The following is a 26053-nucleotide window of genomic DNA, read 5'->3' on the forward strand; positions in this document are numbered from 1 at the left end:
CCCTGTCATTGCGCTTCATCCGTGCATTGTATCGCGATTCGGCTTACGCGTTCATCGCTATCTGCTTTGATCGCCCCGGATTCCAACGGTTTAAAGAGATCCTGGGCCTGTAACTTGTCGAGGGTGCATTGGCAGAAGCTGCGGCACATGGTTTCGCTGCCCGACCGCGTGCAAGAAGCCACGCATTGCCTGATGTAACCAACCGCCGGATCCTGCGGCGCCGCCGGCGCAACCAGCGACAGCAGGTAGACAAGGCCGAACAGGACGGGCTGGTGGACCAGATAGACGATGAGGCTGTGGCGGCCGGCGCGGGCGATCAGATTGCGGCCGGGGCCGAATTTCGCCAGACGCTCGAGCCAGCCGAGGGACGTGGCCAATTGCGCGATGCCAAGGCCGAACAGGAATGGCGCCAGCCATGGAAAGAGCGGTACATAATCGTTCGAGCGCCGCAGATTCTCGGAGAGCCCGACCCACCAGAGCCACGGCGCATCGAAAAAGCTCGAATGCAGCGACAGGGGTGCGATGACATTGTCGATGACGATGCCGACCGTCAGCAAGGCTGCAATGAGAAGGGTGACGAATGCCGGAAGTCGCAGGAACAGCAGCCCGACGAGGCTTGCCGCCGCGATACTGTGCAGTATGCCGAAGAATATCCATTCGTCACGCATGCCGATGAAGGTGACAAGCGAAATCGCCGCGGCCGCGGCGACGATCATGCCCATCCGTCGCCAATAGGAGTGCCAGCGGATCTCCGGCATATTGGCGAGCACGAGGCTGAAGCCCGCCAGGAACAGGAAAGTGCTGGCGATGGCGCGGGCATAGAGTTTCAGCCAGCCCGTTTCAGCCGTGCCGGAATCGAGATAGCCGAAGAATTCGAAATCCCAGGTGCAATGATAGCTTGCCATGGCCAGAAGGGCCAAGCCGCGCGCCGTATCCAGAATGCCGATGCGAGGTGTTTTTCGGGGGGCATCGACGCTCTCCGCGATCACGGCCATCGTGGGGTCCTTCCAGGCATAAACTCAAATATATGCTGCGCCGGTCCGAGCCGACGCGGCCTTGTCATTGCATATCGGCATCCATGATGGCCAGACGGGCATCGGAAAAAAACTGTCGGCGGATCAGCACGATGATGATGAATGTAGTGGTCGCCATGAAGACATAAGGGCTGAGGAACCAGCCGAGATAGCCGATCGACAGAAAGATCGCCCGCAGGCCGGCATTAAAGTTGCGCGCCGCAATGATGTTCATGCGCACCACGCGCTCCGCCGCCCGTTCGGCGCCGAGCGGATCGAGAATGGCTTCCTCACGCATCGGCAACGAGCCGAAAAGGATGGTGCAATAGTTGAACAAACGATAGGCCCATCCGAATTTGAAGAAGGCATAGCCGAACAGGCAAGCCAGTCCCGTCACCTTGATCTCGAAAGCGGCGCGGCCGCCATTGAGTATGAACGGCAGGTCGGAGAAGAAAGCGTTGACCTTGTCGGTGGCGCCGAGGAGGGCGAAACAACTGCCTATCGCGAAGATCGAGGTAGAGGCAAAGAAGCCCGTGCCGTTCTGCAGGCCGGAGAGGATCTGCGTATCGATCATCTTCAGATCGCGGCGCAATGAATTGTAGATCCACTCGCGCCGGCGCTCGTTCATCGCCAGCGTCAGGCTGGTACGATTGAAAAAGCGGGCGCTAGTGGTGATCCAGTTCAGCGCGATCCAGAGAAAGATGAACAGGGCGAGGGCGACATAGTCGGCAGTCGTCATAAAGGCAGATTCTCCAGGACCAATCCGATGTGAACTGTAGCGCAGCGCGGACGGCGCGCAATGGCCTTCTGTTTGCTTCCCCGAATGCCTATATGTAATGTCGCTGCCATGAAATCCGATGTCGGCCAATCGCCGTGCAAGCTTACCGCAATAGCGTAGCCTTGCCGGAAATCGATTTGCCTGGGAGGCACCAAAGGTCCATGTTTCTTTCAGTTTTCGATGTGTTCAAGATCGGTGTAGGGCCGTCCAGCTCGCATACGATGGGGCCGATGTCGGCCGCCAATCGCTTCCTGGACCTGCTGCTGTCGAACGAATGGCCGCGCCCGTCCTCGAATGTGCATGTCGCCTCGATCAAGGTCAGCCTGCATGGTTCGCTCGCCCATACCGGCATCGGCCATGGTACGGGCAGGGCGGTTATTCTCGGCCTGATGGGTGAACGGCCGGATAGCGTCGATCCCGACCACATGGATAGCACCATCGATGAGGTCGAGCGCAGCGGGCGCATCACGCCGCCGGGCCATCCCGCCTATGAATTCCAGCCCAAGACCGATCTTATCTTCGACAAGAAGGTGCCGCTACCCGGTCATGCCAATGGCATGAGCTTTTCCGCCTTCGACAAGGATGATCGCCTGCTGGTGAAGCGCATCTACTATTCCGTCGGCGGCGGCTTCGTCGTCACCGATACGGAACTGGAGCAGATGCGGGCGGACAAGAAGAAGCCGGCTGCCTCGGGCGAGCGCATTCCCTTCCCCTTTGCCAGCGCCAAGCAGATGCTCGAAATGTCCGAGCGCTCCGGCCTCTCGATCGCCCAGATGAAGCGCGCCAATGAAGAGACGCGCATGGGCGCCGAGGAGCTGGATGCCGGCCTCGACCGCATCTGGGCTGCCATGAGCAGCTGTATCGATCGCGGCCTGAAGGTCGACGGCATCATGCCCGGCGGCCTGAAGGTGCGCCGGCGCGCGCGCGCCATTCATGACAAGCTGCAGGAGGAATGGCGCAGCAACCGCATCAACCCGCTGCTCGCCAACGACTGGCTGAGCGTCTACGCCATGGCGGTCAACGAAGAGAATGCGGCCGGCGGACGCGTGGTGACGGCGCCGACCAATGGTGCTGCGGGCGTCATCCCGGCGACGATCCGCTACTATCAGCATTTCCACGAGGATTGGGATCAGGACGGCATTCGCAACTATCTTCTGACGGCAGCCGCCGTCGGCGGCATCATCAAGCACAATGCCTCGATTTCCGGCGCTGAAGTCGGCTGTCAGGGCGAGGTGGGTTCGGCGGCGGCCATGGCGGCTGCGGGGCTTGCGGCAGTGATGGGCGCAACGCCGGAGCAGATCGAAAACGCCGCGGAAATCGCGCTGGAACATCACCTCGGCATGACCTGCGATCCGATTGCCGGCCTGGTGCAGGTGCCGTGCATCGAGCGAAACGCGCTTGGCGCTGTCAAGGCGGTCACCGCCGCCTCGCTCGCGATCAAGGGCGATGGCCAGCATTTCGTGCCTCTCGACGCCTGCATCGAGACCATGCGCCAGACCGGCTACGACATGAGCGAAAAATACAAGGAAACCTCGACCGGCGGTCTCGCCGTCAATGTCGTGGAATGCTGAGTGTGGACGCCTGATCTAAAAGCTTGACGCTGCCGGGCAAAAGGACTTCAAACGGCACTATGGCTTTGCATCTCATCAAATTGTGTGTCGGCGCGGATTCGATCGAGGATCTGCGCGAATGGGTGTCCGAGCGGGCAATGAACGCCATTGCCGCCGGACTGGAGCCGCATACGACCCATACGACACGCATGGTGCCGAAACGGATCGAGGAGCTGCTGGATGGCGGCTCGCTCTATTGGGTGATCAAGGGGCAGGTGCAGGCAAGGCAGAAGCTTCTCGGGATCGAGACCTTCACCGACGCGGACGGTATTCATCGTTGCCGGCTCATTCTCGATCCGAGCGTCGTCGAAACCACCGGGCAGCCGCGACGCCCGTTTCAGGGCTGGCGTTATCTGCCGCAGGACGATGTGCCCCGCGACCTCGACAGCTTGGGCGCTGCGGCTGAATTGCCCGCCGATCTCAGGCGGGAACTCTCCGAACTTGGATTGCTTTAGGCCAGGCGGTGCTCAGCGCAGCCGCATCATGATCGGCGCACGGCCCGTTGGCGCGGTGATGTGCAGATGAATATGCGCTTCCGGCTGCGAGTAGCGCCAGGCGCGCGCGCCGTGGCAGAGCAGGATGCCGATCAGGTCTTTCGTCTTGTTGCGCGAGCGCGAGCGGCTGAGACCAAGGTCCGCCAGTCGCATCGCCGCTTCATGCAGCGGATGAAGAGCAAAGCTCTTCTGTTTCATCTTGCCCCCGCTATCGAGCGAGAAACCGGGAAAGTTCTCGTTCATTGCCATTTCAAAACCCCGTACACGTTACAAACTCAGGGCCGGCCCGTTTGACATTCGGGACCGGAAAGCCGGGCGAGACACAAAGCCCGGCCAATCTGCATTCCTATTCCATGCTTGCCCAGCACTTCACGCCAGCGCGCTTGAGCGCCTTGCAGGCATTGAGCGCCGCGCCCTGATCGTCGAAACCGCCGAAGCGGGCGCGATAGCCGCCATCGAAGGCGACCGCGTAAGGTCTAGCCGAGCGAAGCGCCTTGCCACCCTTGCTCTTCGCCGTATCGAGCAGATCATTCGCGCCATTTTTGCTTGAGGAAACGCCGATCTGAACGACCCAGCCGGTCGGTTCGCGCTCGGCCTTGGCGACTTTTTCAGACTTCTCGGCCCGCTGCTGCTTGATGGGCCTGGCATCGGCCTTGGTCGTCGATGCCGTCGTCACGGTATCGACCTCGTCCTCATTGCCCTCATCCGAAGGCGCAACTGAAGCGACTTCTTCGGAGGCGGGGCGCTGGACGGATTTCGTCGACAGCAATGGATTGGTGGATTGAGGCGTAACCGCTGCAAAGGCGGCCGCGCTGGAGGGATGCGTATCGGTGGCTTCCGCCGTCTCGTCGTTCTTGATTTTCGCACGGCTCATGTCGGCCATGCGCGCGCTGGCAGCCTGGAGATTGGGTGCCGCAGCCGGCGCCTGCGCGATAACATTCGAGGGAATATGTTTCGTCGATGCGACAGGCAGATACTCCGCAATCAGCTTGCGCATCTGATTGTCCCGAGCCGGCGTCGAGGCGCCACCCAGGACGACGCCGACGATGGAGCGCCCATCGATCTTCACCGAGGTTGCGAGATTATAACCGGCCGCGCGGGTGTAACCGGTCTTGATGCCATCGACGCCCCGCACGGAGCCGATCAAACGGTTGTGGCCGGGAATGATCCGGTTGCCGAGACGGAAGCTCGTTTCTGAGAAGAAGCCGTAATATTGCGGGAAATGTTCACGCAGAGCCACGCCGAGGCGGGCTTGATCACGCGCGGTCGTCATCTGCGCAGTATTCGGCAAGCCGTTCGGATTGCGGTAGGTCGTGCGCGTCATGCCGAGGGCGCGCGCCTTGTCGTTCATCAGCCGGGCAAAGCCTTCCTCCGAACCGCCGAGCATTTCGCCAAGCGCCATGGCGGCGTCATTGGCGGATTTGGTGACGATGCCGAGGATGGCCTCGCGAACGGTCACGGAACGGCCGGGACCAATCCCAAGCTTCGTCGGCGCCTGAGTGGCCGCATTCCTGGAGAATACGACGGGAGTGTCGAGGGTGATGCGCCCGGCCTCGAGAGCCTCGAAGGTCAGGTAGACCGTCATCATCTTGGTCAACGAGGCAGGATAGTGAAGCGTGTCGGCATTTTCGCTGTAAAGGACGTTGCCGGTATTCGCATCGATGACGATGCCCGCATATTTCGTCCCGGAGGCATTCGCGTCCGTCGTCACGGTGATCGTTGCCGTCGCGATTGAAAAGCCAATTAGCGCTCTCGCCAGAATCTTACCGGTTTGAGACGTCGAAACGGAAAGAATTGATCTGGACACTAAATCACTCTCTGCTTGCATTTACATTCTCGATGATCCGGCCGCCGCCTCCATGAACGTCCGTTGCGTTCGACAGTAGAAGCTTAGCGTTACCAATCGGTTTATGATGAACAGTTGGTTTCAAGTTTTTGCGCCATTTTAGCGGCCGACCTCGGCCGCCGTCACGGCGTCGGCTTTATCCTCAAGGCGCGCCCCGATGAAATTTTGGACGGCTGCGTCCATGGCGCGCCAATCCCCGAGCTGATTGCTGGAAAAGCGGTAGAGAACGCTCAAATCCCTGCCAAGCTTGACGTCTCGCTGGCAATCCCCGCTGGTGGCCAGAGCCGGCGAGGAGGGAAGGAGGCAGCGCACGACATAATCGGATTCGCCGGAACGCGGCGCGGTCAGAAGCACTTCGCCGTTATAGCCGGCATCCGCGCGCAGCCGATGTGCTGTCAGACCGAAGGGGCCGGCATAGGCGGCGCCGTCCATCAATTGCGAGTAGATCGGCGCCAACCTGCCGGACATGTCGCGGGACATCGTGCTCTGGCTGACCTGCAGGAAGATCAACGACGACGACTGGGAGATATCATCGAAGCGCAGCCGATCCACTTCGCTGTACCCCTGCATCTGTGGCCAAGTCAGATAGAGGTCGATGCGCTCGGCAGCGCCATTCACGCGTTCGCTCGGGAAGCGGATCGTATTCGCGGCCAAATGCAATGTGTCGTCACCGATCGTGACGGAGATGGGTTTGGCATCGATCGTATGACCGGCCAACGATATTTTCCCGCCAAGCCAGTGACCGCCGATGGATATGGCAACCGTAAGGGCAGCCAGGACGGCAACGCCTGCCGTGAGCCGATAAACGACACCGCTTGAGATCAGCGGCCTTTCTTCGATCATTGAGGCGGATGACAGGGGATGAGCCATGCTGTTGCCTTCATTTCCTTCCGCCCGCCGTCATCGATGGCCAAGCCGCGCGGCGTGTGACTTGATGAGTCTCGTTGGAAAGAATGATTGACGTCACGATGGTTAACCGACGGTTAAATATACATCGCAAGCCATGCTAACGGCACAGTTAATTCTGAGGAAATTCTCCGCGACCGCTTTGAGGGCGCTGCTCAATGAAAATGAGCCGTTCCCCGGGACAGTGGGAACGGCTCAAAGGCACCGGTCTGGACAGAATTCAGGGGACGAGACCGGGCCTTAGACTTTGATCATCGACGCCGACGATCGTGTGCGGAAGGCTTACTTCAAGCTGCCGACTGCGACGGCGCGGCCATCCTGTATCTTGACCCAGCGGGCCGGATCGTCAGCGGACTGACGCTTGAGGAAGGTGTATTCGGTCTCGGACCAGAGTTTCACCTTGTTGCGCATGTTATCGAGGACGAAATCGCCGCGATCGGTGCGGACCGTCAGGACGGCATGGCCTTCGCCGTTCGGCTGCAGCACGACGGTCATCAGCAGATCGGAGGGCGAGAAGCCGGCATCGATCAGCTGCTTGCGCTTCAGCAAAGCGAAATCCTCGCAGTCACCGGCCGTCGTGGGGATGGCCCATTTCTCTTCGACGCCGTAAAGTTCCATATCGGTCACCGGCTTGATCGTCGTGTTGACGGTGTAGTTGACCTTCAGGATCGTCTTCCAGCTGTCCTGGGTGAGGATGATCGGACCGGCATCGCCGCCGGCATAGACACATTCCCGCGGATTTTCCTTGCAGAACTCATAGTGGCCGATCGGAGGAGCCGCATCGCCGGTGATCGTCATGTTGGCGGGCGCGGCCTGAGCGAGACCGAAGAAGCCAAGAGTGGCGAATATCAATGCGGCGCAGCCGCGAATTGCGAATTGAAAGTTCATGTCCCTGTCCCTGTTTTTATTGGGATCAGAATGACACGCATGTTTTTATCCGGCGCAAAATTGCGCAGTCAAATTAAGGACTTAGTTTATTCAAATCTGGATCAAACTTTCATAAAACACGCAGAAAACTTGATTCAAGTTCGCGGAAAATTCGATTAAAATTTGAGTGATTTCGGTATTGGATATGGGAGGGCCAAATCCTGCATCGTGCTGCGCTGAAAGGACTTTTCGAAACGGATTTCTTAACGTCGAGGGGCCGCCTACGACGGAAAGCGTGCCAGAATGAAGCATGGCAATCGCGCATACGTCCTATCCAGGCGCTGAAACCGGCCATTTGCAGCCGGATATGTCCCATTTTGAGAAAGTCGGCTCAAAAGTATTTTTGATTTTTATCGCTTGATATCGCTGCGGAGGCCATCGGTCACGCGTATGATCGCAGTGGTCATTTCGGTGACTGCCATCGAGTGGGCAGCATTCGCGACGATCACCAGTTTCGCTTCCGGCCAAGCCTGCGACAATTCCCAGGCTGTCACGAGGGGTGCCTCGAGATCCAGTCGTCCTTGAATCATCGCGCAGGGGATACCGGCAAGCCTATGGATATCGCGCAGGATCTGCCGATCCTCAAGCCAGGCCAGATGATGAAAGTAATGAGTGATGATCCGTGCCCGCGCCGTCAAATAGTGTGGATCGGACCAGCGCGGCGACAGGGTCGCACGCGGATCGATCAGGATCGAGGCAGCCTCCCATTCATGCCAATCCCTGGCGGCCTTCACATGGGTTGCGGGATCCGGATCGCATAGAAGACGATAATAGGCGGCCACCGGATCGCCGTCGCGATCCTCTTGTGGCACGGCGGCCCGGAAGCGCGCCCATTCCTGCGGAAAGAAACGGCCAAGTCCGCGATAAAGCCAATCTATTTCGGATTGCCTCGTCATAGTGACGCCGACGAGAAGCAAGCCGTCGACATGATGCGGATGCGTTTCGGCATAGATCAGCGCCAGCGTGCAGCCCCAGGAATTGCCGAATACGGTCCAGCGTTCGACACCGAGCTCCAACCGCAATTGCTCGATATCGGCGATGGAATGCCATGTGGTGTTTGCCGAGAGATCGCTCTCCGGCTCCGACGCATGCGGGAGGCTGCGTCCGCAGCCGCGTTGGTCGAACTGGATGATCCAGTAGTATTGCGGGTCGAAATAGCGTCGCGTTCCGGCGGAGCTGCCGGATCCCGGGCCGCCGTGCAGGATGAGCACGGGAACACCTTCCGGATTGCCTGAGAGCATCCAGTAAATCCGCTGGCCGTCGCCCACATCGAGCAGGCCTTCATCAAAGGGAATTGTGTCCGGGTAGAGCATCTCGCCGCAACGCATCAAAGAAAAGACAAGCGCCGCTGTTTCGCGACGCTGCGTGACAGGAGGATGACTGCATCAGAGAAATTCGCGCAAGGTCTCGCGCGACTGCAAGGAGAGGAACTCGATCGCCACGCCCTCCACGAAATGACGCACGACGCGGCCGCGCATGTTGCCGAGACGCACCGGCGTCCCGATCACGGGGCGTATCTCGACGTCGACGGCAGCGCCCGAAAGCGAGAGGTCCATGATGCGGCAGACATAGTGCGTGCCGTCATCGAGCGTGAGTTCGCTGCGGGTCGTGCGCGGCGTCAGGCGATCATGGCGGCGATCTTCCGGCAGTCCGAGCTCATGCTTGTTGGCAAGCCAGGTCAGCTGAGCCGCAAGCTTCTCGCGCTTCCGCTCGGTGGCGTTGATCGACATGCTGAAACCACGGCCGTCAACGGCAACGACATTGCCCTCGACGCGGCCGAGATGGTCGATATAGGCGATGACCCGCTCGTCCGCGCGCGGACGTCCCACGCAGGTGACATAGAGATCGCCCGGCGACATCTCCGTCACCAGGCACTCGAATTCCTCATAATTGGCCAACATCAGTCGGCCCTGCATGTTGATCGGAACCCGCTGAAAGGTCCGTTGATCACCGCGGACGGCATTGCCTGCCAACTGGTTGGGCCGCGTCGCTTGGGCCGGTTGGAACGAGTGCATGGAAGCGTCTTGGGTCCTATTGCGTCTCTTCCAACTATTAGCCGCAACTCCTTAAAGTAAGGTTGTCTTTCCCGAGGCATAACTCAAAGGTGACGGCCGATTCTGTCCCGCGCCGGATCAATTCTGGCACGATCGCGGCTATTCTTTGCTTGATTCAACTTTCGGCGCATCCATTCACCAAGGCCGGCGCCTGCCTGAAGCGGCAGAAGATCCGTCGGATCGGGGTGGGGAGGAGCCTCCACGAGCCGGGCAGGACGCTCATAGAGCAAACGACTGCGGTCCAGCGCCAGAAACTCCAGACGCTCGTTGCCGAGCCACGTCGAATGAACGGTGGGCGTCAGAGATCCCAGCAACCTGTCACAGACGTCCGCAGAGGAACGCACCGGCATCAATGTCATTTCGAAAGTCATACTGCGGCCACTGACGCAATAGCCCGTGGCATGGATAGACGCTGGAATGACGTGCGCCATCACGCCGGCGGCGATGCGCACCGGATCATCCTGCTGGCTGCTGGCCCATAGCGCCGCGAAGTTTTCGCCGCGAATCTCGCGCCCCATGAGATTGCAGATCGCCGTACCGGCCAACCGGAAACGAGGATTGTCGTCCGCGGTATTTTCCAGGATGAACAGCTCCGGAAGAATATGGCTGACTGCCGACGGTTGTATCAAATTGCGCAAGGGGGCATCCGCGCTGCCGCGTATCCGTTCCCAATAGGTAAATATGTCGATGCTCGTCTTCTGGCGCATGCCGCGTCCGTGTCCCATTTCAATTCAATTGCCCAGGCATTCATTGCCTCCAATTCCAGCGTTGCGAATTCCATGCCAAAGCCGGGCCGTTAGGGTTAATGAATGGTTTCGGTTGCCTTTTGCATCGACAAATGAAAGGAATCGTTCATCACTTCACGAAGTGACCTTCAGCACGAACTTCACGGGTGCCGGACCGGCCTCAAGGTCAATTCCGGAAGGAGCGCCCGATATGCCGCCCGGCTTTGTTGGGCGGCTTTTTTTTGGTTTTCGCTGTGCTATGTGTCGATGACCTTCATAGACAAGCCGAGCAAGACATGGATGATGAACAGCTGCCGCACCAAGAGCCCGAAGATCCGAGGCCGCGGCAACGCACTCCGGCTTTCAATCTGCCTCCCGTCATACTGGCAAGCCTGGCCTTCCTGATCGTCATTTTCGCGGTCATGAACCTGCCGTGGTGGTCGGACGATATGCTGAACTGGATTTATTTCACCTTCAGCTTCATCCCGGCCCGCTACGCCCTTCCCCTGTCGCAGCAGGGCCTGGAATGGCTTTGGACGCCGGTCACCTATTCGCTGCTGCATGGCGGGGTCGAGCACATCGTCTTCAATAGTCTGTGGCTTATGGTTTTCGCGGCGCCCGTGGCGCGGCGCATCGGCGCCCTGCGCTATGTCATCTTCTGGATTTTCTCGTCCACGGCTTCCGCCTTTATGCATGCCGCACTCTACTGGGGCGACCAGACGCTTCTGATAGGGGCATCCGGGGTCGTCTCGGCGCTCATGGGCGCGGCTTGCCGCTTCGCTTTCCCGGCCATGGACGGTCGGCGGGTCTCCATACGGGAGGCGCATCTCAATCCGCGTCTCACCATTCTCGGCTCGCTTCAAAGCCGTACCGTCATTGCCTATATCGTCATGTGGGTTGCCGGTAACGCGCTTGTCGCCTTCGGGATTACGCTTGCGGGCGACAGCTCTCAGCCGGTGGCATGGGATGCCCATATCGGCGGTTTTCTGTTCGGATTTCTGCTTTTTGCGCTGTTCGACCGGCAGCCGCGCGAGGAGGCCCAGGAAGCTTTACCGCTCGATGAATGAGCTGTTGCTTTCTCATTGACACAGGCGCACCATTGTTCTCCGTCGGTCGCGAGATGAGGAGATCGACTCGACCGACGGGTAGGGCGCCGGTTTAAGCTCCGGGGGTAATTTCGGAACATATCGGACCTTCAAGTGTTCATCATGCTTTCGAGATGGGAGGATCGAATGTCAGTTTCCGTAAAGGCCATACTGGAAGCCAAGGGTCGCGACGTCGTTACGACAGGCGGTAACACAACCGTTGCCGAGGCCGCGAAGATTCTCAACGAGAATCGCATCGGCGCCATCGTGGTCGTCGGTCCAGGCGGCAAGATTTCCGGTATCTTCACCGAGCGGGATGTCGTCAATGCCGTTGCCAAGCATGGCCATGAATGCCTTGAAAAGCCGATCGCTTCGATGATGACGGCCAAGGTACACCGCTGCAAGGAAGATACGACGACCGACGAATTGATGGAACTGATGACGATGCGCCGCTTCCGTCACGTTCCCGTCGAGGAGAAAGGCAAGCTCTCCGGCATCATCTCGATCGGTGACGTCGTCAAATGGCGCATCCGCGAGATCGAACTCGAGGCCGAGCAGATCAAAGCTTATATCGCCGGCTGAGGGTGAGGAGCGGGGGGCCGGATCGTCCGGCATCGACAGAGCCTCTCCCGTTCTTGGCGGAGAGGCCTAAATTGATCTATCAACTTGATTTACACCTTAGCGCGCGTAAGCTTCCTGCATGCGGCGGATTTCCGGCAATCTTGTCAGAGCTTCCTCGTAGCCGCGTTCGATAGCTTCGCCTGCGCGATGGAACTCCGATAGGCCGATATCGCTAAGGCGTGGATGCAGCGCAAGATCCGGTGGATCGCCAGCCAGGCGGGCGCGGGCAATTCTATCCTGGATGATGTTGAAAGCTTGGACCATGACGCCAGTCATGCCGAGTTTCATGGGCGGCGTGTCTTCACGCCGCACCAAATCGCTGCTCAGCTGGCCGACATTGTGTTTGACCACGGCCGAGCGACCGAAGAGGTCATAGTTTAGATTGACCGCCGCCACGAGCGGCTGTTCGTACGAGCGGCATACCGAAACCGGCACGGGATTGACGAGGGCGCCGTCGACCAGCGTACGGCCGTTGGTCCGCACCGGCTCGAAAATGCCGGGTAGGGCATAGGAAGCCCTGAGCGCCGTGATCAGGGAGCCATTGGCAATCCAGACTTCATGTCCGGTATTCAGTTCCGATGCGACGGCGACAAAGGGACGGTCCAAATCCTCGACCGAGAGGCCCTGCAGGTGCTCCTGCATGCGCTTGGTCAGCCGCATGCCACCGAACAGGCCACTGCCGCCGATGGTCAGGTCGAGAAGGCTGGCAATGCGGCGCATCGTCAGCGAGCGGGCAAAGGCTTCGAGTTCGTCGAGCTTGCCGGCAAGATAGCAGCCGCCGACCAAGGCGCCGATCGACGTGCCGGCAATCATGCCGACTTCAATACCTGCCTCGTCGAGCGCCCGCAGAACGCCGATATGCGCCCAGCCGCGCGCGGCGCCGCCACCGAGCGCCAGAGCGATCTTAACTTTCTTGGGTGGTGCGGGAGGGGGAAGCGGATTGGAGGTATCCTGCGAGAGGCCTGAACCGGTCAAGTTCTGTCCGCCGTTCTGACGATTCAACCCCCAATTCAGCATTTGAAGCCTCCTTCGAGGCCCTGCGTGCCTCCGCTAAAATACTGTCCCTTTTTCGTTTCCAAATCGTATATCGGTTGTGGCTTCTTGACCGTTTCGCCTATGGGTCTACTGTTTGTAGACTTCTTCCGGGTCGAAATGCAGATGATCGTCGACTACGCTCAGCACGGGCTTGCCTTCTTCAAGCTCAACCGTTCGATAGAAGCAGGAACGTCGCCCAGTATGGCACGTTGCGTCATGTCCGGCGACCTCCACTTTCAGCCAGATGGCATCCTGATCACAATCGGTACGAATTTCCTTCACCGACTGTAAGTTTCCGGAGGTTTCGCCCTTTTTCCAGATTTTACCACGGGAACGGCTGAAATAATGCGCCGTGCCCGTCTTGATCGTCAGGGCGAGCGCCTCGGCATTCATGTGGGCGACCATAAGGAGTTCGCCGTCATGCGCATCGGTCACGATCGCGGTGATCAGGCCGCGATCGTCGAAGCGAGGCGTGAAATCGCCGGCATCCTCAAGTTCGGATTTGTCTTCGGAAGGCGCGTTGAAGATCAGGTTCATCTCCGGCTCTTTCGTTGAAGCCCGGTCAGCGACCCCGGACCAAGGACATGAAACGGGCCTGTTCGGCCGGATCGGCCTTGAAGGCACCGGTGAAGGTCATCGTCAACGTCGAGGAGCCCTGCTTCTGCACGCCGCGCATGGCCATGCACATATGCTCGGCCTCGATCATGACGGCAACACCACGCGGGCGCAGCGTGTCGTCGATCGCATTGGCAATCTGCGCCGTCATGGCTTCCTGCGTCTGCAGGCGGCGGCCGAAGATATCGACGACGCGGGCGATCTTGGAAAGACCGAGGACCCGACCGTTCGGCAGATATGCGACATGCGCCTTGCCGATAATCGGCACCATGTGGTGTTCGCAATGGGAGAAAAACGGAATATCGCGCACGAGGACGATGTCGTCGTAGCCCGAAACCTCTTCGAAAGTTCGACCGAGCACGTCTTCGGGATTCATGTCATAGCCGGCGAAAAGCTCGCGGTAGGCCTTGGCGACGCGCGCGGGCGTATCAAGCAGGCCTTCGCGCTGCGGATCGTCGCCGGCCCAGCGAAGCAGAACGCGGATGGCGTCCTCGGCTTCCTTCTGCGTCGGACGTTCGGAATCAACGACTTGCGGAAAGTTCTTTACAATGGCGTCCATTACCTGTGGATCTCCTGACCCGCACTACGCGGATATCATCTTGTCGGACTCGCCACTGGCATTCCCCACAAAGAGGCTTACGTACCTTTGGCGGGCTCCGGGGCGTTCTGGCTGGCGGACAAGCCTGCCGTCCTGCACGGTTTCCCATCAAACTTACAGAAGACCATTGCATTTCGATGGTCTTCGAACGACATACATATAGTATGGCATTGTCCCTGTGAAAGTGTCCGAAATGGACACGCTGTGTTTTTTGTTACGAAACACTAGAGCCGGATGATTTTAGGTCTGCTCGGCCTAAAAAATCTGAATCCGCTCTAGATCAAATAAATAGAGCATGATGTCGTCCGAAAACCGCCTACACTTTTCGGCATCATGCTCTAGCAGGCGCATCGGAGCAAAATCTGTGATGGACGACATCTACAACAGCAAAATCCTGGAGTTTGCCGGCAATATCGGCCGTATCGGCAGTCTTCCTGACGCCGATGCCAGTGCCCAGGCCCATTCCAGACTGTGCGGTTCTCGCGTAAAAATCTGGCTGAAAATGGACGGCGATGTCGTGACCGATTTTGCTCACGACGTCAAGGCCTGCGCCCTCGGCCAGGCATCGTCTTCGGTCATGGCCCGCCATATCGTCGGCGCTTCGTCAGATGAAGTGCGAAAGGCCCGTGAAGATATGCTCGCCATGCTCAAGGCCGATGGCGAAGGGCCGAGCGGGCGCTTCGAGGATATGCGCTATCTGAAGCCCGTCCGGGACTACAAGGCCCGTCATGCCTCGACGATGCTGACCTTCGATGCCGTCGTCGATGCGATCGGGCAGATCGAAGCGGCGCGTCAGGGTGGAAATACCAAAACGGCCGAAGAGGTCTGAGCGGAATACTGACGATGTGCCAATTCTGTCTCATGCAGGAAGACGATGAAGATGAGGGTGGCGCCGCTCCTCCCAGGCATGCGCGACGCCATACGTCACCAGCCAGCGACAAGGCGACGCAGTCGCGAAATTATTCCGGCCCATTGCGCAAGACCCCGGACAGGCTTTTCGGCATGGGCCTCATTCGCCTCTATCAGCTCACGCTCTCAGGTTTTGTCGGCAATTCCTGCCGCCATATCCCGACCTGTTCGGAATATGGCTATGAAGCCGTTGCTCGCCACGGGCTTTGGGCCGGTGGCTGGATGACGCTGTTTCGTGTCGCCCGCTGTGGACCCGGTGGTACAAGCGGGCTCGATCCCGTGCCCAGCGAGCTGGAGCGCCGCTATCACTGGTGGACCCCTTGGCGCTACTTCCGCCTTGGGCGGAAGACCGCCTGATCCGCATGGCGCTTTATGTGGCACTGCTTCACAGCATTGTTCTCGGCCAAGGTCGCAGGGTCGTTATGGCCGATCTCAAGGCGATGGCGGAGGGGTTGGGTTATCACAATGCCAGAACGCTGGTCGCTACCGGCAATCTGATTTTCGAATGCGAGAAACAGCCGATCGCCGCGATTGAAGAACAACTCGAAGCCGGCTTTGCTGCGGCTTTCGGCAAGCATGTCGACATCATCGTGCGCGATGCGGATACATGGCTGAAGCTTACCGAGGGCAATCCTTTCGGCGACGGCATCGGCAGTGAGGTCATCGTTCGGGTTATGCGACAGCCGCTCGAATCTGAAATCCTCGGTACGCTGGAGAAATACCGCCGCAGCGAGCGCATGGCTGTTGTCGATGGCGATCTCTGGATCGATTTCGGCCTCAAGGCCAGCGAGACCAAAATGTTGCCGGCCTTGACGACAAAGAGGCTTGGCGTCGGAACGATGCGGAATTGGAACACGGTGCGCGGTTTGGCCGAGATGATCCGCCGCTAACGCCGCTTTTTCTTTACTAGATCACGAAATGCGGCTATCAGGCGCGCGGACATAAGTAAGTATTTACTTGGTCCTCTTTTTACGAAACCACCCGCATTCGTTGGCGGGACTGGACAAGGAGAATATCGATGTCCCAATCCGTTTCCCTGACATTTCCCGATGATTCCGTGCGCAGCTTCGCTGCCGGCACGACCGGTCGCGATGTCGCCGAATCCATTTCCAAGTCGCTGGCCAAGAAGGCCGTCGCCATTGCCATCGACGGCACCGTGCGCGACCTTTCCGATCCGGTGACCGATGGCAGGATCGAGATCATTACCCGCACGGACGACCGCGCGCTGGAGCTTATCCGGCATGACGCGGCGCATGTGATGGCGGAAGCGGTTCAGGAATTGTGGCCCGGTACGCAGGTTACCATTGGCCCGGTGATCGAGAACGGCTTCTATTACGACTTTGCCAAGAACGAGCCCTTCACGCCCGATGATCTCCCGGTCATCGAGAAGAAGATGCGCGAGATCATCCAGCGCAATGCGCCGTTCACCAAGCAGATCTGGTCCCGTGACAAGGCAAAGGAAGTTTTTGCCGCCAAGGGCGAGCGCTATAAGGGGGAACTGGTCGATGCCATCCCCGAAGGTCAGGATCTGAAGATCTACTACCAGGGGGATTGGTTCGATCTCTGCCGCGGCCCGCACATGGCCTCGACCGGCCAGATCGGCACCGCCTTCAAGCTGATGAAGGTGGCCGGCGCCTATTGGCGTGGCGACAGCAACAATCCGATGCTGACCCGCATCTACGGCACGGCATTCGCCGAACAGGCGGATCTCGATAACTACCTGCACATCCTTGCCGAAGCCGAGAAGCGCGATCATCGCCGTCTCGGCCGCGAAATGGATCTGTTCCATTTCCAGGAAGAAGGCCCCGGTGTCGTCTTCTGGCACGGCAAGGGCTGGCGCTTGTTCCAGACGCTGGTGTCCTACATGCGCCGGCGGCTTGAGGGCGACTATCAGGAAGTCAACGCGCCGCAGGTGCTCGACAAGTCGCTTTGGGAGACTTCCGGCCATTGGGGCTGGTACCGCGACAATATGTTCAAGGTGACCGTCGCCGGCGACGATACGGACGATGATCGCGTCTTCGCGCTGAAGCCGATGAACTGCCCCGGCCATATCCAGATCTTCAAGCATGGCTTGAAGTCTTACCGCGAACTGCCGATCCGCCTTGCGGAATTCGGTGCCGTGCATCGTTACGAGCCGTCAGGCGCGCTGCACGGGTTGATGCGCGTGCGCGGCTTTACGCAGGATGACGCTCATATCTTCTGCACCGATGAGCAGATGGCGGCCGAATGCCTGAAGATCAACGACCTGATCCTCTCTGTCTATGAGGATTTCGGCTTCAAGGAGATCGTCGTCAAGCTCTCGACGCGCCCGGACAAGCGCGTCGGTTCCGACGAACTCTGGGATCGCGCCGAAAGCGTGATGATGGATGTGCTGAAGACGATCGAGGCGCAGTCGGAAGGACGCATCAAGACCGGCATCCTGCCGGGCGAGGGCGCGTTCTACGGGCCGAAGTTCGAATATACGCTCAAGGATGCCATCGGTCGTGAATGGCAGTGCGGCACGACGCAGGTCGATTTCAACCTGCCGGAACGCTTCGGCGCCTTCTACATCGACCAGCACTCGGAGAAGACGCAGCCGGTCATGATCCATCGTGCCATCTGCGGCTCGATGGAGCGCTTCCTCGGCATCCTGATCGAGAACTTTGCCGGCCACATGCCGCTTTGGGTCTCGCCGCTGCAGGTAGTTGTCGCCACCATCACCTCCGAAGCCGATGCCTATGGCGAAGAAGTAGCCGAAGCTCTGCGCGATGCCGGTCTCACGGTCGAGACCGATTTCCGCAACGAGAAGATCAACTACAAGATCCGCGAGCATTCGGTCACGAAGGTGCCTGTCATCATCGTCTGCGGCAAGAAGGAAGCCGAGGAGCGTTCGGTCAATATCCGCCGCCTCGGCAGCCAAGCGCAGACTTCGATGTCGCTTGACGAAGCCATCGCTTCGCTTGCTCTGGAGGCAACAGCACCGGACATCCTGCGCAAGCGGGCGGCACGCCGCGCCAAGGCCGCCTGACGGACCATGGACATCTGACGGCGCTTCAGGGCGCCGTCAGACAATTGTCATAGAGCATTCATATAGTTGATGAATCAAGGCGTTGCTGTGGCCGCAACATGTGACGCAACGGAACGATAGGAGCGGGGCAGCCCCGTCGCGCACTTGGAATTCAAAGAATTATCCTACTCCAATGAACGGGATCCGCGCCTCAAGCGCTGGTTCATCCGTTCTATCGAAGGCCTTTCCGGCCGGGACCGTTACACCCGGCTTTACGATATCTGGCGCACCGATATCGCCGGAAAGAGCGAGCGCGTCTTCGGCAAGATGCTCGATCTCATCGACGTGCGCCTGCTCATCAAGGGCGAATGGCCGCCGAGCCAGATCCCCGAAGCGCCGATCGTCATCGTCGCCAACCACCCCTATGGTATCGGCGACGGGATCGCGGTGCTGGCACTTGCCGAGCAGCTGGGGCGCCCCTTCAAGGTTCTCATCAACAATGAATTGTTGAAAGTGCCTGAGATGCTCGACTATTCGCTGCCGGTCTCCTTCGAGGAAACCAAGGAAGCGATGGCGATCAACATGAAAACCCGGCATGAGGCCGTTCGCCTGCTGAAGGAAGGCACGACCATCATCGTCTTTCCCGCCGGCGGCGTCGCAACAGCCAAGAAGGGTTTCGGCCGCGCCGAGGATCTTCCATGGAAGATATTCCCCGCCAAGCTCATCCAGGCGGCGCGCGCGAGCGTCATTCCCATCTATTTCGAAGGGCAGAACGGCCGGCTGTTCCATCTGGCGAGCCGTATTTCGATGACCTTGCGCATCTCGCTGCTGATCCGCGAATTCCGGCGTCTTTCCGGCAGCACCATTACCGCCCATATCGGCGCTCCCAGAAGCTGGGAGGCGCTCAGCGAAGGCAGCGACCGCAAGGATCTGCTGTCGAAGCTCTATGGGGCTGTCTTCTCCATGGCGCCGCCAAGAAAGATGCTGCGGCGAAGGGCTGGGTAAGCACGGGCGCCGAGCTACCTGCCACCAAGCGGTGATCGCTCAAGTGAGTTCAGCCAGTGGCTCAAGGCGTGCCGCCGCTATCAATCCATGCTGTCGCCGCTGTCGCCGCCGGCAGGCGCCAGTTGTTCGTAGGTCGGCAGCGGTTGCTGACTGGTTGTCGCCGACGGTGTCTGGCTCTCACGCATCGGCGGCATCTGGATCGGAAGCTGGCGGGCCGGCTGTTCGGTATCGGCGTCCTGCGGCTGCTGCTGCTTCATCAGCACTTCCACATCCGTATTCATGCCTGCGGCGATGGTGAAATCGCGCTGATAGATCTTGTCCTTGTTGCGGGCGACGGCGGTGTAGCGGCCTTCGGCAAGCACCATGGTCGGAAAGGCGCTGACGCTTTCGCCGACAATATCGCCCGCCGATGTCAGGACCGACCAGGCGGTATCGGCGATCGCCTCGCCACCGGCGTCCGACACCAGCTTGAGTGTGACCTTCGCCGCCCTGTGCTGGATGGTCGCCTGCGTCACCTTGCCGGCTTCCACCTGAATGTCGGCACGGATGACGGCGTTGACGTCGCCATATTCGGAAACGACGTGATAGGTGCCGGCGCTGAGGCCGACCAGCGTATTCGGCTTCACATCGTCCATGACAAGGCCGCGTTCCCCGTCTTCCTTGGCTTCGCTGGAATAGATCGAGAAGCTCAGCTCATTCGGCGGGATCCGGACATCGGATCCGGATACGGCGTTCAAGACCATGCCGCCGGCGTCGAGCACCATCGTCTGCTTTTGCGTTTCGCCCGTTTCCGCGACGCTCAGCCTCTTGGTGACGCCAGCACGGCCGAAGGAGACATTGACGAAATAGTCGCCGGGCAGCAGGTGGAATGAGGCCGAGCCTCCTCGCGAGCTGGCGACAAGCGGCAGCTTGCCGTCCGCACCGGCAACAGGGCTGAAAACATACCAGGAGAGGCCTTGCTGCTGCGGGCTGCTCTGTGGCGTCATCCTCGCTTCGAGCGAAACGTCACGCAAGGTGCGGGAGGCCGAATTCTCCCCAGCGGGCGCCACGAAGGCGTTCAGCTTGGGCATCTTTACGCTGCCGTCCAGCTGCTTGAATTCCTTGAAGGCTTCCTGCGCGGAGGCGGCCGTACTCACGCTCGCGAAGATCGCGATCACAGCACTCAATCGGCGAGCGGATGAAATGCCTGACATGGATACCCAACCGATTGACTTCCGATAAAACACAAGCCACTTCAAAACCAATGCAGTGGCAAATTCAAGACCTACCTCTTAGCACAAGCCAAAATGAAGGCAGTTCCTTAATGAAAACCGATATCAAGCTGGTCGATTATCTCGCCGTGCGCCGATCCATTCCCGCGTTTCAAATGTCGGAGCCGGGGCCGGGCAAGGCCGAGATCGAGGAGATCATCCGGCTGGCCTCGCGCGTGCCGGATCATGGCAAGCTTGCCCCCTGGCGCTTCATTGTCTACCGCGGCGAAGAGCGGGCGCGTATCGGCGAGGAGTTGCTGAAACTCGCGCTGCAGGCAAAGCCTGAGCTCTCGGAGGAAATGATCCAGGTCGAACGCACTCGCTTCACCCGCGCTCCGGTCGTCATCGCCGTCGTCAGCAAGGCCGCGCCGCATTTCAAGATTCCGGAATGGGAACAACTGATGTCGGCCGGCGCGCTTTGCCTGAACCTGCTGATTTCAGCGAATGCTCATGGCTGGGTCTCCAATTGGCTGACCGAATGGTTCGCCTATGATGAGCGCGCCTATCCGCTGCTGGGCGTTAAGCCGAGCGAAAAGGTAGCCGGATTCATCCATATCGGCTCCTCCAGCTTCCCTCCCGTCGAGCGCCCGCGCCCGGAACTGTCGGAGACTGTAAGCTGGGTCGGTGGGGAGGACGCATGATGTTCTACACGACGGACAGCAATCGCCACGGGCTGTTGCATGACCCTTTCAAGGCCATCGTCGCGCCAAGGCCGATCGGCTGGATCGGCAGCAAGGGCAGGGATGGTTCGCTGAACCTGTCTCCCTACTCCTTTTTCAACGCGGTTAGCGACCGGCCGAAGCTGGTGATGTTCTCCTCCGCCGGCCGCAAGGACAGCGTGCGCAATGTCGAGGAAACCGGCGTTTTCACCGCCAATCTCGTCAGCCGTCACATCGTCGAAAAGATGAACCATTCGTCGATTGCCGTTCCCTACGGCACCAATGAATTCGAGCTGTCCGGGTTGACGGCGAAACCGGGCCAGCTGGTGGATGCGCCTTATGTCGGCGAAGCTTTCGCGGTTCTCGAATGCCGCGTCACCGAAGTACTACGGCCAAAGGGCCTCGATGGCGAGACGTCGGAAAACATCATGGCCATCGGTCAGGTTGTGGGCATCCACATCGACGAGGCGATCATCCGTGACGGCAGGCTGGACATGGCGCTTGCGCGGCCCGTCGCGCGCATGGGCTACATGGATTATAGCGAGGGCAGCGACGTCTTCGAGATGATGCGGCCAAAGGCACCCTGAAGGGGGGCCATCGCACTGATATGCAAAAGGTTAATAAGCACGGTAAACGTCCCGTAAACTTTTCCTCGATAGCGTGGGGAATATGAGTTTGCGGGGCGGGAATCGCCTCGTCGCTATCGGGGCATTACGTGATCATAGAAGCATTTCTCCGCTGGGCCGAGACCGCCAAGGCAGAAAGCAGGGCTAGGGCGGCCAATGCGCTCGGCCGAGCCTATTTGCAGTCGGAGATGCCTAGGGAAGAGCGCGCCGCCGCGGAAATGGCGATGACCTATCTGCTCGATGATCCGTCTCCGCGCGTCCGGCTTGCGCTTGCCGAAGCAGTCGCCCGCTCGGCCGGTGCTCCCCGCAATGTCATTCTGTCTCTGGCTGGAGATCAGCCGGAAATAGCAGGACAGATCATCCTGCTTTCGCCAGTGTTCACCGATGCCGATCTTGTCGATCTGGCGCTGCATGGCAGCGACGTGACGCGAGTCCTGATTGCCTCCCGCGGCCAGGTGCCGCGTGCTGTCTGTGCCGCGCTTGCCGAGATCGGCGGGGAGGCGGAAATCCTATGTCTGCTCGAAAATGATGGCGCATTGCTTTCGCAGGCATCGCTTAAGCGCATCGCCGAGCGCCTGGGCGATTGCGCCGATATACGCGGCCTGCTTCTTTCGCGTGACGCCCTGTCTTCGGATGTCAGGCACCAGCTGATGCTCCGGGTCAGTGAGGCGCTGTCGGAATCAACGCTCGTTCAGAGCGTTATCGGCAGCAGCAGGCTGCAGCAGGTGACGCGCGAAGCGGCCGAATCCACAACCGTCGCCATTGCGGGAACGGCAGGGCACGAGCAGCTGCCCGATCTCGTGGAGCATCTGCGGCAATCCGGCTGGCTGACGCCGGCCTTCCTGATGCATGCGCTGTGCTCCGGCAAGGTCGATTTCTTTGCGTGCGCGATCACCAATCTTTCCGGCTGCGACGAACGGCGCGTGCGCTCCATCATCTCCAGAGGCCGCGTCCATGCCATCCGGGCGCTTTATGAAAGCGCGGGATTGACGCGCGACATCAGCACGATCTTCGTCGAGGCGACGCTGATCTGGCGCGAAGCGTCCCGCAAGAACAGTGCCGCCATGCTGGAGAACGTCTCTTCGCAGCTGATGCGTAAATTCCGCCTTGCCGAACAGCCTCCCGCCGCCGCGACGCAGCTGCTCGACATGGTGGAAAAGCTGGCGAACGCCGAGCGGCGACAGGCCGCGCGTAGCTTCGCAGCTCTGGCGACGCTCGCCGCTGCGTGATATCCAGCGCGCGGCTCATTTTTCCGAGGTTCAACTTGCCGCTGACGATCGCCATCGAATCCCCGCGCCAGGAAGGCGTCATCCGCCTTCTCGACATGTCGAGCGCCTATGCGGAATCGCTTTATCCGCCCGAGAGCAATCACATCCTTGATCTGGCTTCGCTGGAGAAACCGGACGTGACGTTCTGGGTCGCAAGGCTGGAGGAAGCCATCGTCGGATGTTGCGCCCTGGTGGAGGCCGGTGACGGCACGGCGGAAATCAAGCGCATGTTCGTCGATCCAGCAGCCCGAGGACGCAGCGTCGCGCGCAAGCTGATGGAAACGCTCGAAGCGAAAGCGCTGGAAAAGCGCCTTTCAGCGATCCGGCTGGAGACGGGCATATACCAGCCGGAAGCAATCGGCCTTTATCGGAGGTTCGGTTATGTCGACATCGCTGCCTTCGGCGACTACCAGCCGGACCCGCTCAGCCTGTTCATGGAGAAACAGCTGACGCAGAAATAGCGAAGGTCAGCGTTCGGCAGCGTCTCGGACATGGAGCTGCAGTTCCGGTTCCTTCGCTTGCTGCTCCTCGGTCAATTCGGCTTCGCGGATCCATTCGCGCCAGATCGCGACGATGATCGCCATCAGGACCGGCCCGATGAAGAGGCCGAGAAAGCCCATGGTTTTCACGCCGCCGACGAGACCGAAGAAGGTCGGCAGGAAAGGCAGCTTGATCGGGCCGCCGACGAGCTTCGGGCGAAGCGTCTTATCGACAATGAAGAGTTCGATGGTGCCCCAGAGGAAGAGGGCAATGCCCGCCCAGAGCGAACCGCTCGCGACGAGATAGATCGAAACGAGCGACATCGACAGCGGAGCGCCGCCCGGCACCAGCGCCATGACACCCGTGAGGACGCCGAGCGTGATGGCGGACGGAGCGCCGGCGATCCAATAGGCCACGCCGAGAACGATACCCTCACCAATGGCAATCAGCGTCATGCCCATGACGGTCGAGCTGATAGTCGCGGGAACAACCCGGGAAATCCGTTCCCAGCGGTTCGGAAGGATGCGCTCGCCGAGCAGATCGACTTGCCGAACGAATGTCGAACCGTCTCGATAGATGAAGAACAGCGCAATCAGCATGAACAGCAGGGTCAGAATGACATGGAATGCCCCGCCGCCGGCCGCAAGCACGGCTCTGTAGATATTGCCGATATGCGCGCCACTGACGAGTTGTGCCAGTTCGCCGAGCGAGCCGGGGCTGCCGACATATTGCGTCCACTGTTCGCCGAGCCAGGATCCTATGACAGGCAAGGCCAGAATCCATTGCGGCGGCAGCGCGCCTTCGCGGTTGACGTGTACAGCCCAGCCGAACCACTCGCGCACTTCGCCGGCCATATAGATGGCCGACAGAACGATCGGCAGAACGAGAAAGGTGACGATGAACATGAGGGCAATCGTGGCCGCGAGCGTAGTATTTCCGCCGGTGCGGCGCACAAGCTCGCTATAAAGTGGCCAGGTGGCGAAACCGATCACTGCCGCTGCCAGAACCGGAACGAGAAAACCGTAGAAGAAATAGATGCCCGCAATGGCAATCAGGATCAGCAGCCAACGCGCCGCGGAGATAGATGGAATAAGCGGCATACGCGCATGCGCGCTCGGCCCAAGCCACCGATGCTCCTTCGGCTTTTGACGTTCAAATACACCCACCGGACTTATTTCGCCCCTCTTTACTAGACCTCCCGGTTATGGGGTATGATCTAGGCTCTTTCAAGAGCAACGCCCTGAAAGCCTCTTTATTCCGCTGCCGTGACAATAACACGACTGCGGTGCAAATAAGAATGAGCTGTCACGAGGGGCGACGGATCACCTTGAATGCAAAAAACTGGGTCTTTTGCGTCGGATTGAAATTGTTGTCGGCGACGAGGATCAAGACGTCAGTGCCGTCCTTCGCCTTGCCGAAGGTGATGCCTTCGATGTTATCGGGCGCAAGGCCGAGCGCTCTCAGATCCATGATCTGCGTCTTGCGCACGGGAACGATTCGCTGATCGGTTTTCGCCAGGGACGGGATGTTCGAGACATCGGTGGCGCCGTCGAGATCGAACATGTTGATGACGACCGAATTGCCGACCCCCTGCGCATAGCCGCGCTCGATCGACAGCAGATGGCGGTCATCAAGCGCCAGGATCTCGGACAGGCCGAAGTCGTTCCAGCCACTTGCCGTTGACGGCGCCTGGGGAATGGGCGAGATCGGATAAGCATATTGCGCCTTCTGCTCGCCGGTCGCCACATCATAGCGGATCAGGCGGGCAAGCGCGCCGCCGGTCAGCGTCGTAATCGGTCCATCCTGGTAGAGCGCGGATTCGGTGCCGACGATCAGATCGCCGCCAGGGAGGAACGCCAGGCCCTCGAATGCGAGATTGTCGCGGATGCCGGTGCCCTTGTCGGCGGTGGGGGCAAATCCCGCCGGAAGCGAGAACTCGCGCATGAAATTGCCGTCGCGATCAGCTATGCGCACGAAGGGTGGCAACAGTGCCTTACCGTCGCCTTCGCTGCTCCAGTAAATGCCGTCCCTGCCGAAGCGGATGGATTCCGCATCCACCTTGCGGAATGCGAAAGGCTGGCCGTCCTTGTCCTTCAGCGTGACGTGATCGAGAACCGCCACTCCGTTCAGACCATTGGCGCCGACGTCGATATCGAGACGGTAAAAACGGGCAGGCGCCTTTTCGGAGCGATCGTCGCTGATGGAAATATAGCGGCCGGTGGATGGATCGAATTCGATGCCCGAAAGGCCGCCGACTTCGACGCCGTTTTCCGTAAAGCCGGTCGGTATGTCATAGCTGCCGAGATAGGAAAGGCTGATGCCGGCGTTGCAGTCGCCAAAAGGGCAGGGCACGTCGATGGTGGTGCCGATGTCGGCGGCACGAACGGGAAAGCCAAGAAGGAGAGCGGCGGCAACGGTCGTCAAAAAGGATTTCAGCATGGCGGTATGGTCAATCCGAACGGTTAAATGGTGACATCCAAGGCAATGCCGCCATCTATGCATCCGTCGATGACGCGCTCGTAACGGATATTCGACAATCCAATAAAATATCGGGGATGGAGAT

Annotated in this window: 28 protein-coding genes; 13 read left to right on the forward strand and 15 right to left on the reverse strand. The window is 59.6% G+C overall.

Annotation, left to right across the window (positions count from 1 at the left end):
• Positions 1 to 5 precede the first annotated feature (5 nt).
• Both HGP12_RS02000 and HGP12_RS02005 read right to left on the reverse strand, forming a co-directional pair.
• Complete coding sequence (locus HGP12_RS02000) at positions 6 to 995, reverse strand: heparan-alpha-glucosaminide N-acetyltransferase (protein WP_168838874.1); 990 nt, start codon at positions 993 to 995, stop codon at positions 6 to 8.
• A gap of 64 nt (positions 996 to 1059) precedes the next feature.
• The gene (locus HGP12_RS02005) at positions 1060 to 1752 is read right to left on the reverse strand and encodes a DUF599 domain-containing protein (RefSeq protein WP_168838875.1); all 693 of its coding nucleotides are present in this window, start codon (positions 1750 to 1752) and stop codon (positions 1060 to 1062) included.
• 200 nt (positions 1753 to 1952) lie between these two features.
• Here HGP12_RS02005 and HGP12_RS02010 point away from each other — a divergent pair, with 200 nt between their 5' ends.
• Both HGP12_RS02010 and HGP12_RS02015 read left to right on the forward strand, forming a co-directional pair.
• Positions 1953 to 3362, forward strand: coding sequence for an L-serine ammonia-lyase (locus HGP12_RS02010; protein WP_168838876.1), 1410 nt, complete (start codon positions 1953 to 1955; stop codon positions 3360 to 3362).
• 59 nt (positions 3363 to 3421) lie between these two features.
• Positions 3422 to 3856 (forward strand): DUF1489 family protein, encoded by a 435-nt coding sequence (locus HGP12_RS02015; RefSeq protein WP_168838877.1) that lies wholly within the window; start codon positions 3422 to 3424, stop codon positions 3854 to 3856.
• A 12-nt stretch (positions 3857 to 3868) separates the two neighbouring features.
• Here HGP12_RS02015 and HGP12_RS02020 read toward each other — a convergent pair whose 3' ends face one another.
• The 7 genes from HGP12_RS02020 to HGP12_RS02050 all read right to left on the reverse strand — a co-directional run bounded on the left by HGP12_RS02020 (position 3869) and on the right by HGP12_RS02050 (position 10335).
• Complete coding sequence (locus HGP12_RS02020; RefSeq protein WP_075856917.1) at positions 3869 to 4144, reverse strand: hypothetical protein; 276 nt, start codon at positions 4142 to 4144, stop codon at positions 3869 to 3871.
• Positions 4145 to 4241: 97 nt separating this feature from the next.
• A complete protein-coding gene (locus tag HGP12_RS02025; protein WP_168838878.1) occupies positions 4242 to 5723 on the reverse strand; it encodes a serine hydrolase in 1482 nt (493 codons plus the stop codon).
• Positions 5724 to 5840: 117 nt separating this feature from the next.
• Positions 5841 to 6611 carry a hypothetical protein gene (locus HGP12_RS02030; RefSeq protein WP_168838879.1) on the reverse strand — a complete coding sequence of 257 codons (771 nt, stop codon included), beginning with the start codon at positions 6609 to 6611 and terminating at the stop codon, positions 5841 to 5843.
• A gap of 318 nt (positions 6612 to 6929) precedes the next feature.
• The gene (locus HGP12_RS02035; RefSeq protein ID WP_168838880.1) at positions 6930 to 7535 is read right to left on the reverse strand and encodes a transglutaminase-like cysteine peptidase; all 606 of its coding nucleotides are present in this window, start codon (positions 7533 to 7535) and stop codon (positions 6930 to 6932) included.
• 389 nt (positions 7536 to 7924) lie between these two features.
• Complete coding sequence (gene pip / locus HGP12_RS02040; RefSeq protein ID WP_205926290.1) at positions 7925 to 8887, reverse strand: prolyl aminopeptidase; 963 nt, start codon at positions 8885 to 8887, stop codon at positions 7925 to 7927.
• Positions 8888 to 8959: 72 nt separating this feature from the next.
• The gene (locus HGP12_RS02045) at positions 8960 to 9589 is read right to left on the reverse strand and encodes a PilZ domain-containing protein (protein ID WP_168838882.1); all 630 of its coding nucleotides are present in this window, start codon (positions 9587 to 9589) and stop codon (positions 8960 to 8962) included.
• An 83-nt stretch (positions 9590 to 9672) separates the two neighbouring features.
• A complete protein-coding gene (locus tag HGP12_RS02050) occupies positions 9673 to 10335 on the reverse strand; it encodes a PAS domain-containing protein (protein WP_246703228.1) in 663 nt (220 codons plus the stop codon).
• A gap of 314 nt (positions 10336 to 10649) precedes the next feature.
• Here HGP12_RS02050 and HGP12_RS02055 point away from each other — a divergent pair, with 314 nt between their 5' ends.
• Positions 10650 to 11420, forward strand: coding sequence for a rhomboid family intramembrane serine protease (locus HGP12_RS02055; RefSeq protein ID WP_168838884.1), 771 nt, complete (start codon positions 10650 to 10652; stop codon positions 11418 to 11420).
• 165 nt (positions 11421 to 11585) lie between these two features.
• Complete coding sequence (locus tag HGP12_RS02060) at positions 11586 to 12020, forward strand: CBS domain-containing protein (protein ID WP_112343114.1); 435 nt, start codon at positions 11586 to 11588, stop codon at positions 12018 to 12020.
• A 96-nt stretch (positions 12021 to 12116) separates the two neighbouring features.
• Here HGP12_RS02060 and HGP12_RS02065 read toward each other — a convergent pair whose 3' ends face one another.
• The 3 genes from HGP12_RS02065 to folE form a co-directional block, all read right to left on the reverse strand.
• Positions 12117 to 13076 carry a patatin-like phospholipase family protein gene (locus HGP12_RS02065; protein WP_168838885.1) on the reverse strand — a complete coding sequence of 320 codons (960 nt, stop codon included), beginning with the start codon at positions 13074 to 13076 and terminating at the stop codon, positions 12117 to 12119.
• Between the two features lie 105 nt (positions 13077 to 13181).
• Complete coding sequence (gene hisI / locus HGP12_RS02070) at positions 13182 to 13631, reverse strand: phosphoribosyl-AMP cyclohydrolase (protein WP_168838886.1); 450 nt, start codon at positions 13629 to 13631, stop codon at positions 13182 to 13184.
• A gap of 25 nt (positions 13632 to 13656) precedes the next feature.
• A complete protein-coding gene (gene folE, locus HGP12_RS02075; RefSeq protein ID WP_168838887.1) occupies positions 13657 to 14268 on the reverse strand; it encodes a GTP cyclohydrolase I FolE in 612 nt (203 codons plus the stop codon).
• Between the two features lie 403 nt (positions 14269 to 14671).
• On the opposite strand from folE, the gene HGP12_RS02080 reads away from it, so the two are divergent.
• From HGP12_RS02080 to HGP12_RS02100, 5 genes are all read left to right on the forward strand, one after another.
• Positions 14672 to 15136: an iron-sulfur cluster assembly scaffold protein gene (locus HGP12_RS02080; protein WP_312862840.1), complete on the forward strand. Its 465-nt coding sequence runs from the start codon at positions 14672 to 14674 to the stop codon at positions 15134 to 15136.
• A 14-nt stretch (positions 15137 to 15150) separates the two neighbouring features.
• Positions 15151 to 15573: a membrane protein insertion efficiency factor YidD gene (gene yidD, locus HGP12_RS02085; RefSeq protein ID WP_168838889.1), complete on the forward strand. Its 423-nt coding sequence runs from the start codon at positions 15151 to 15153 to the stop codon at positions 15571 to 15573.
• Positions 15574 to 15578: 5 nt separating this feature from the next.
• On the forward strand, positions 15579 to 16106 hold the full coding sequence (locus tag HGP12_RS02090) for a DUF1697 domain-containing protein (RefSeq protein WP_168839170.1): 528 nt from the start codon (positions 15579 to 15581) through the stop codon (positions 16104 to 16106).
• 128 nt (positions 16107 to 16234) lie between these two features.
• Positions 16235 to 18223 (forward strand): threonine--tRNA ligase, encoded by a 1989-nt coding sequence (gene thrS, locus HGP12_RS02095; protein WP_168838890.1) that lies wholly within the window; start codon positions 16235 to 16237, stop codon positions 18221 to 18223.
• A 144-nt stretch (positions 18224 to 18367) separates the two neighbouring features.
• A complete protein-coding gene (locus HGP12_RS02100; protein ID WP_168838891.1) occupies positions 18368 to 19207 on the forward strand; it encodes a lysophospholipid acyltransferase family protein in 840 nt (279 codons plus the stop codon).
• 80 nt (positions 19208 to 19287) lie between these two features.
• Here the strand turns inward: HGP12_RS02100 and HGP12_RS02105 are convergent, their stop codons facing one another.
• On the reverse strand, positions 19288 to 20400 hold the full coding sequence (locus HGP12_RS02105) for a DUF4493 domain-containing protein (RefSeq protein WP_168838892.1): 1113 nt from the start codon (positions 20398 to 20400) through the stop codon (positions 19288 to 19290).
• A 110-nt stretch (positions 20401 to 20510) separates the two neighbouring features.
• Here HGP12_RS02105 and HGP12_RS02110 point away from each other — a divergent pair, with 110 nt between their 5' ends.
• From HGP12_RS02110 to HGP12_RS02125, 4 genes are all read left to right on the forward strand, one after another.
• Positions 20511 to 21098 (forward strand): nitroreductase, encoded by a 588-nt coding sequence (locus HGP12_RS02110; RefSeq protein ID WP_168838893.1) that lies wholly within the window; start codon positions 20511 to 20513, stop codon positions 21096 to 21098.
• Positions 21098 to 21703 carry a flavin reductase family protein gene (locus tag HGP12_RS02115; protein WP_168839171.1) on the forward strand — a complete coding sequence of 202 codons (606 nt, stop codon included), beginning with the start codon at positions 21098 to 21100 and terminating at the stop codon, positions 21701 to 21703. The genes HGP12_RS02110 and HGP12_RS02115 overlap by 1 nt, the downstream gene beginning before the upstream one ends.
• Before the next feature lie 128 nt (positions 21704 to 21831).
• Positions 21832 to 22971 carry a DUF2336 domain-containing protein gene (locus HGP12_RS02120; protein WP_168838894.1) on the forward strand — a complete coding sequence of 380 codons (1140 nt, stop codon included), beginning with the start codon at positions 21832 to 21834 and terminating at the stop codon, positions 22969 to 22971.
• 35 nt (positions 22972 to 23006) lie between these two features.
• Positions 23007 to 23471 (forward strand): GNAT family N-acetyltransferase, encoded by a 465-nt coding sequence (locus HGP12_RS02125; RefSeq protein WP_205926291.1) that lies wholly within the window; start codon positions 23007 to 23009, stop codon positions 23469 to 23471.
• Between the two features lie 6 nt (positions 23472 to 23477).
• Here HGP12_RS02125 and HGP12_RS02130 read toward each other — a convergent pair whose 3' ends face one another.
• Positions 23478 to 24656, reverse strand: coding sequence for an AI-2E family transporter (locus tag HGP12_RS02130; protein WP_168838895.1), 1179 nt, complete (start codon positions 24654 to 24656; stop codon positions 23478 to 23480).
• A gap of 139 nt (positions 24657 to 24795) precedes the next feature.
• On the reverse strand, positions 24796 to 25929 hold the full coding sequence (locus tag HGP12_RS02135; RefSeq protein WP_168838896.1) for an esterase-like activity of phytase family protein: 1134 nt from the start codon (positions 25927 to 25929) through the stop codon (positions 24796 to 24798).
• Positions 25930 to 26053: the final 124 nt, after the last annotated feature.

This window comes from Rhizobium sp. P28RR-XV (assembly GCF_012641385.1).
Classification (GTDB): Bacteria; Pseudomonadota; Alphaproteobacteria; order Rhizobiales; family Rhizobiaceae; genus Rhizobium.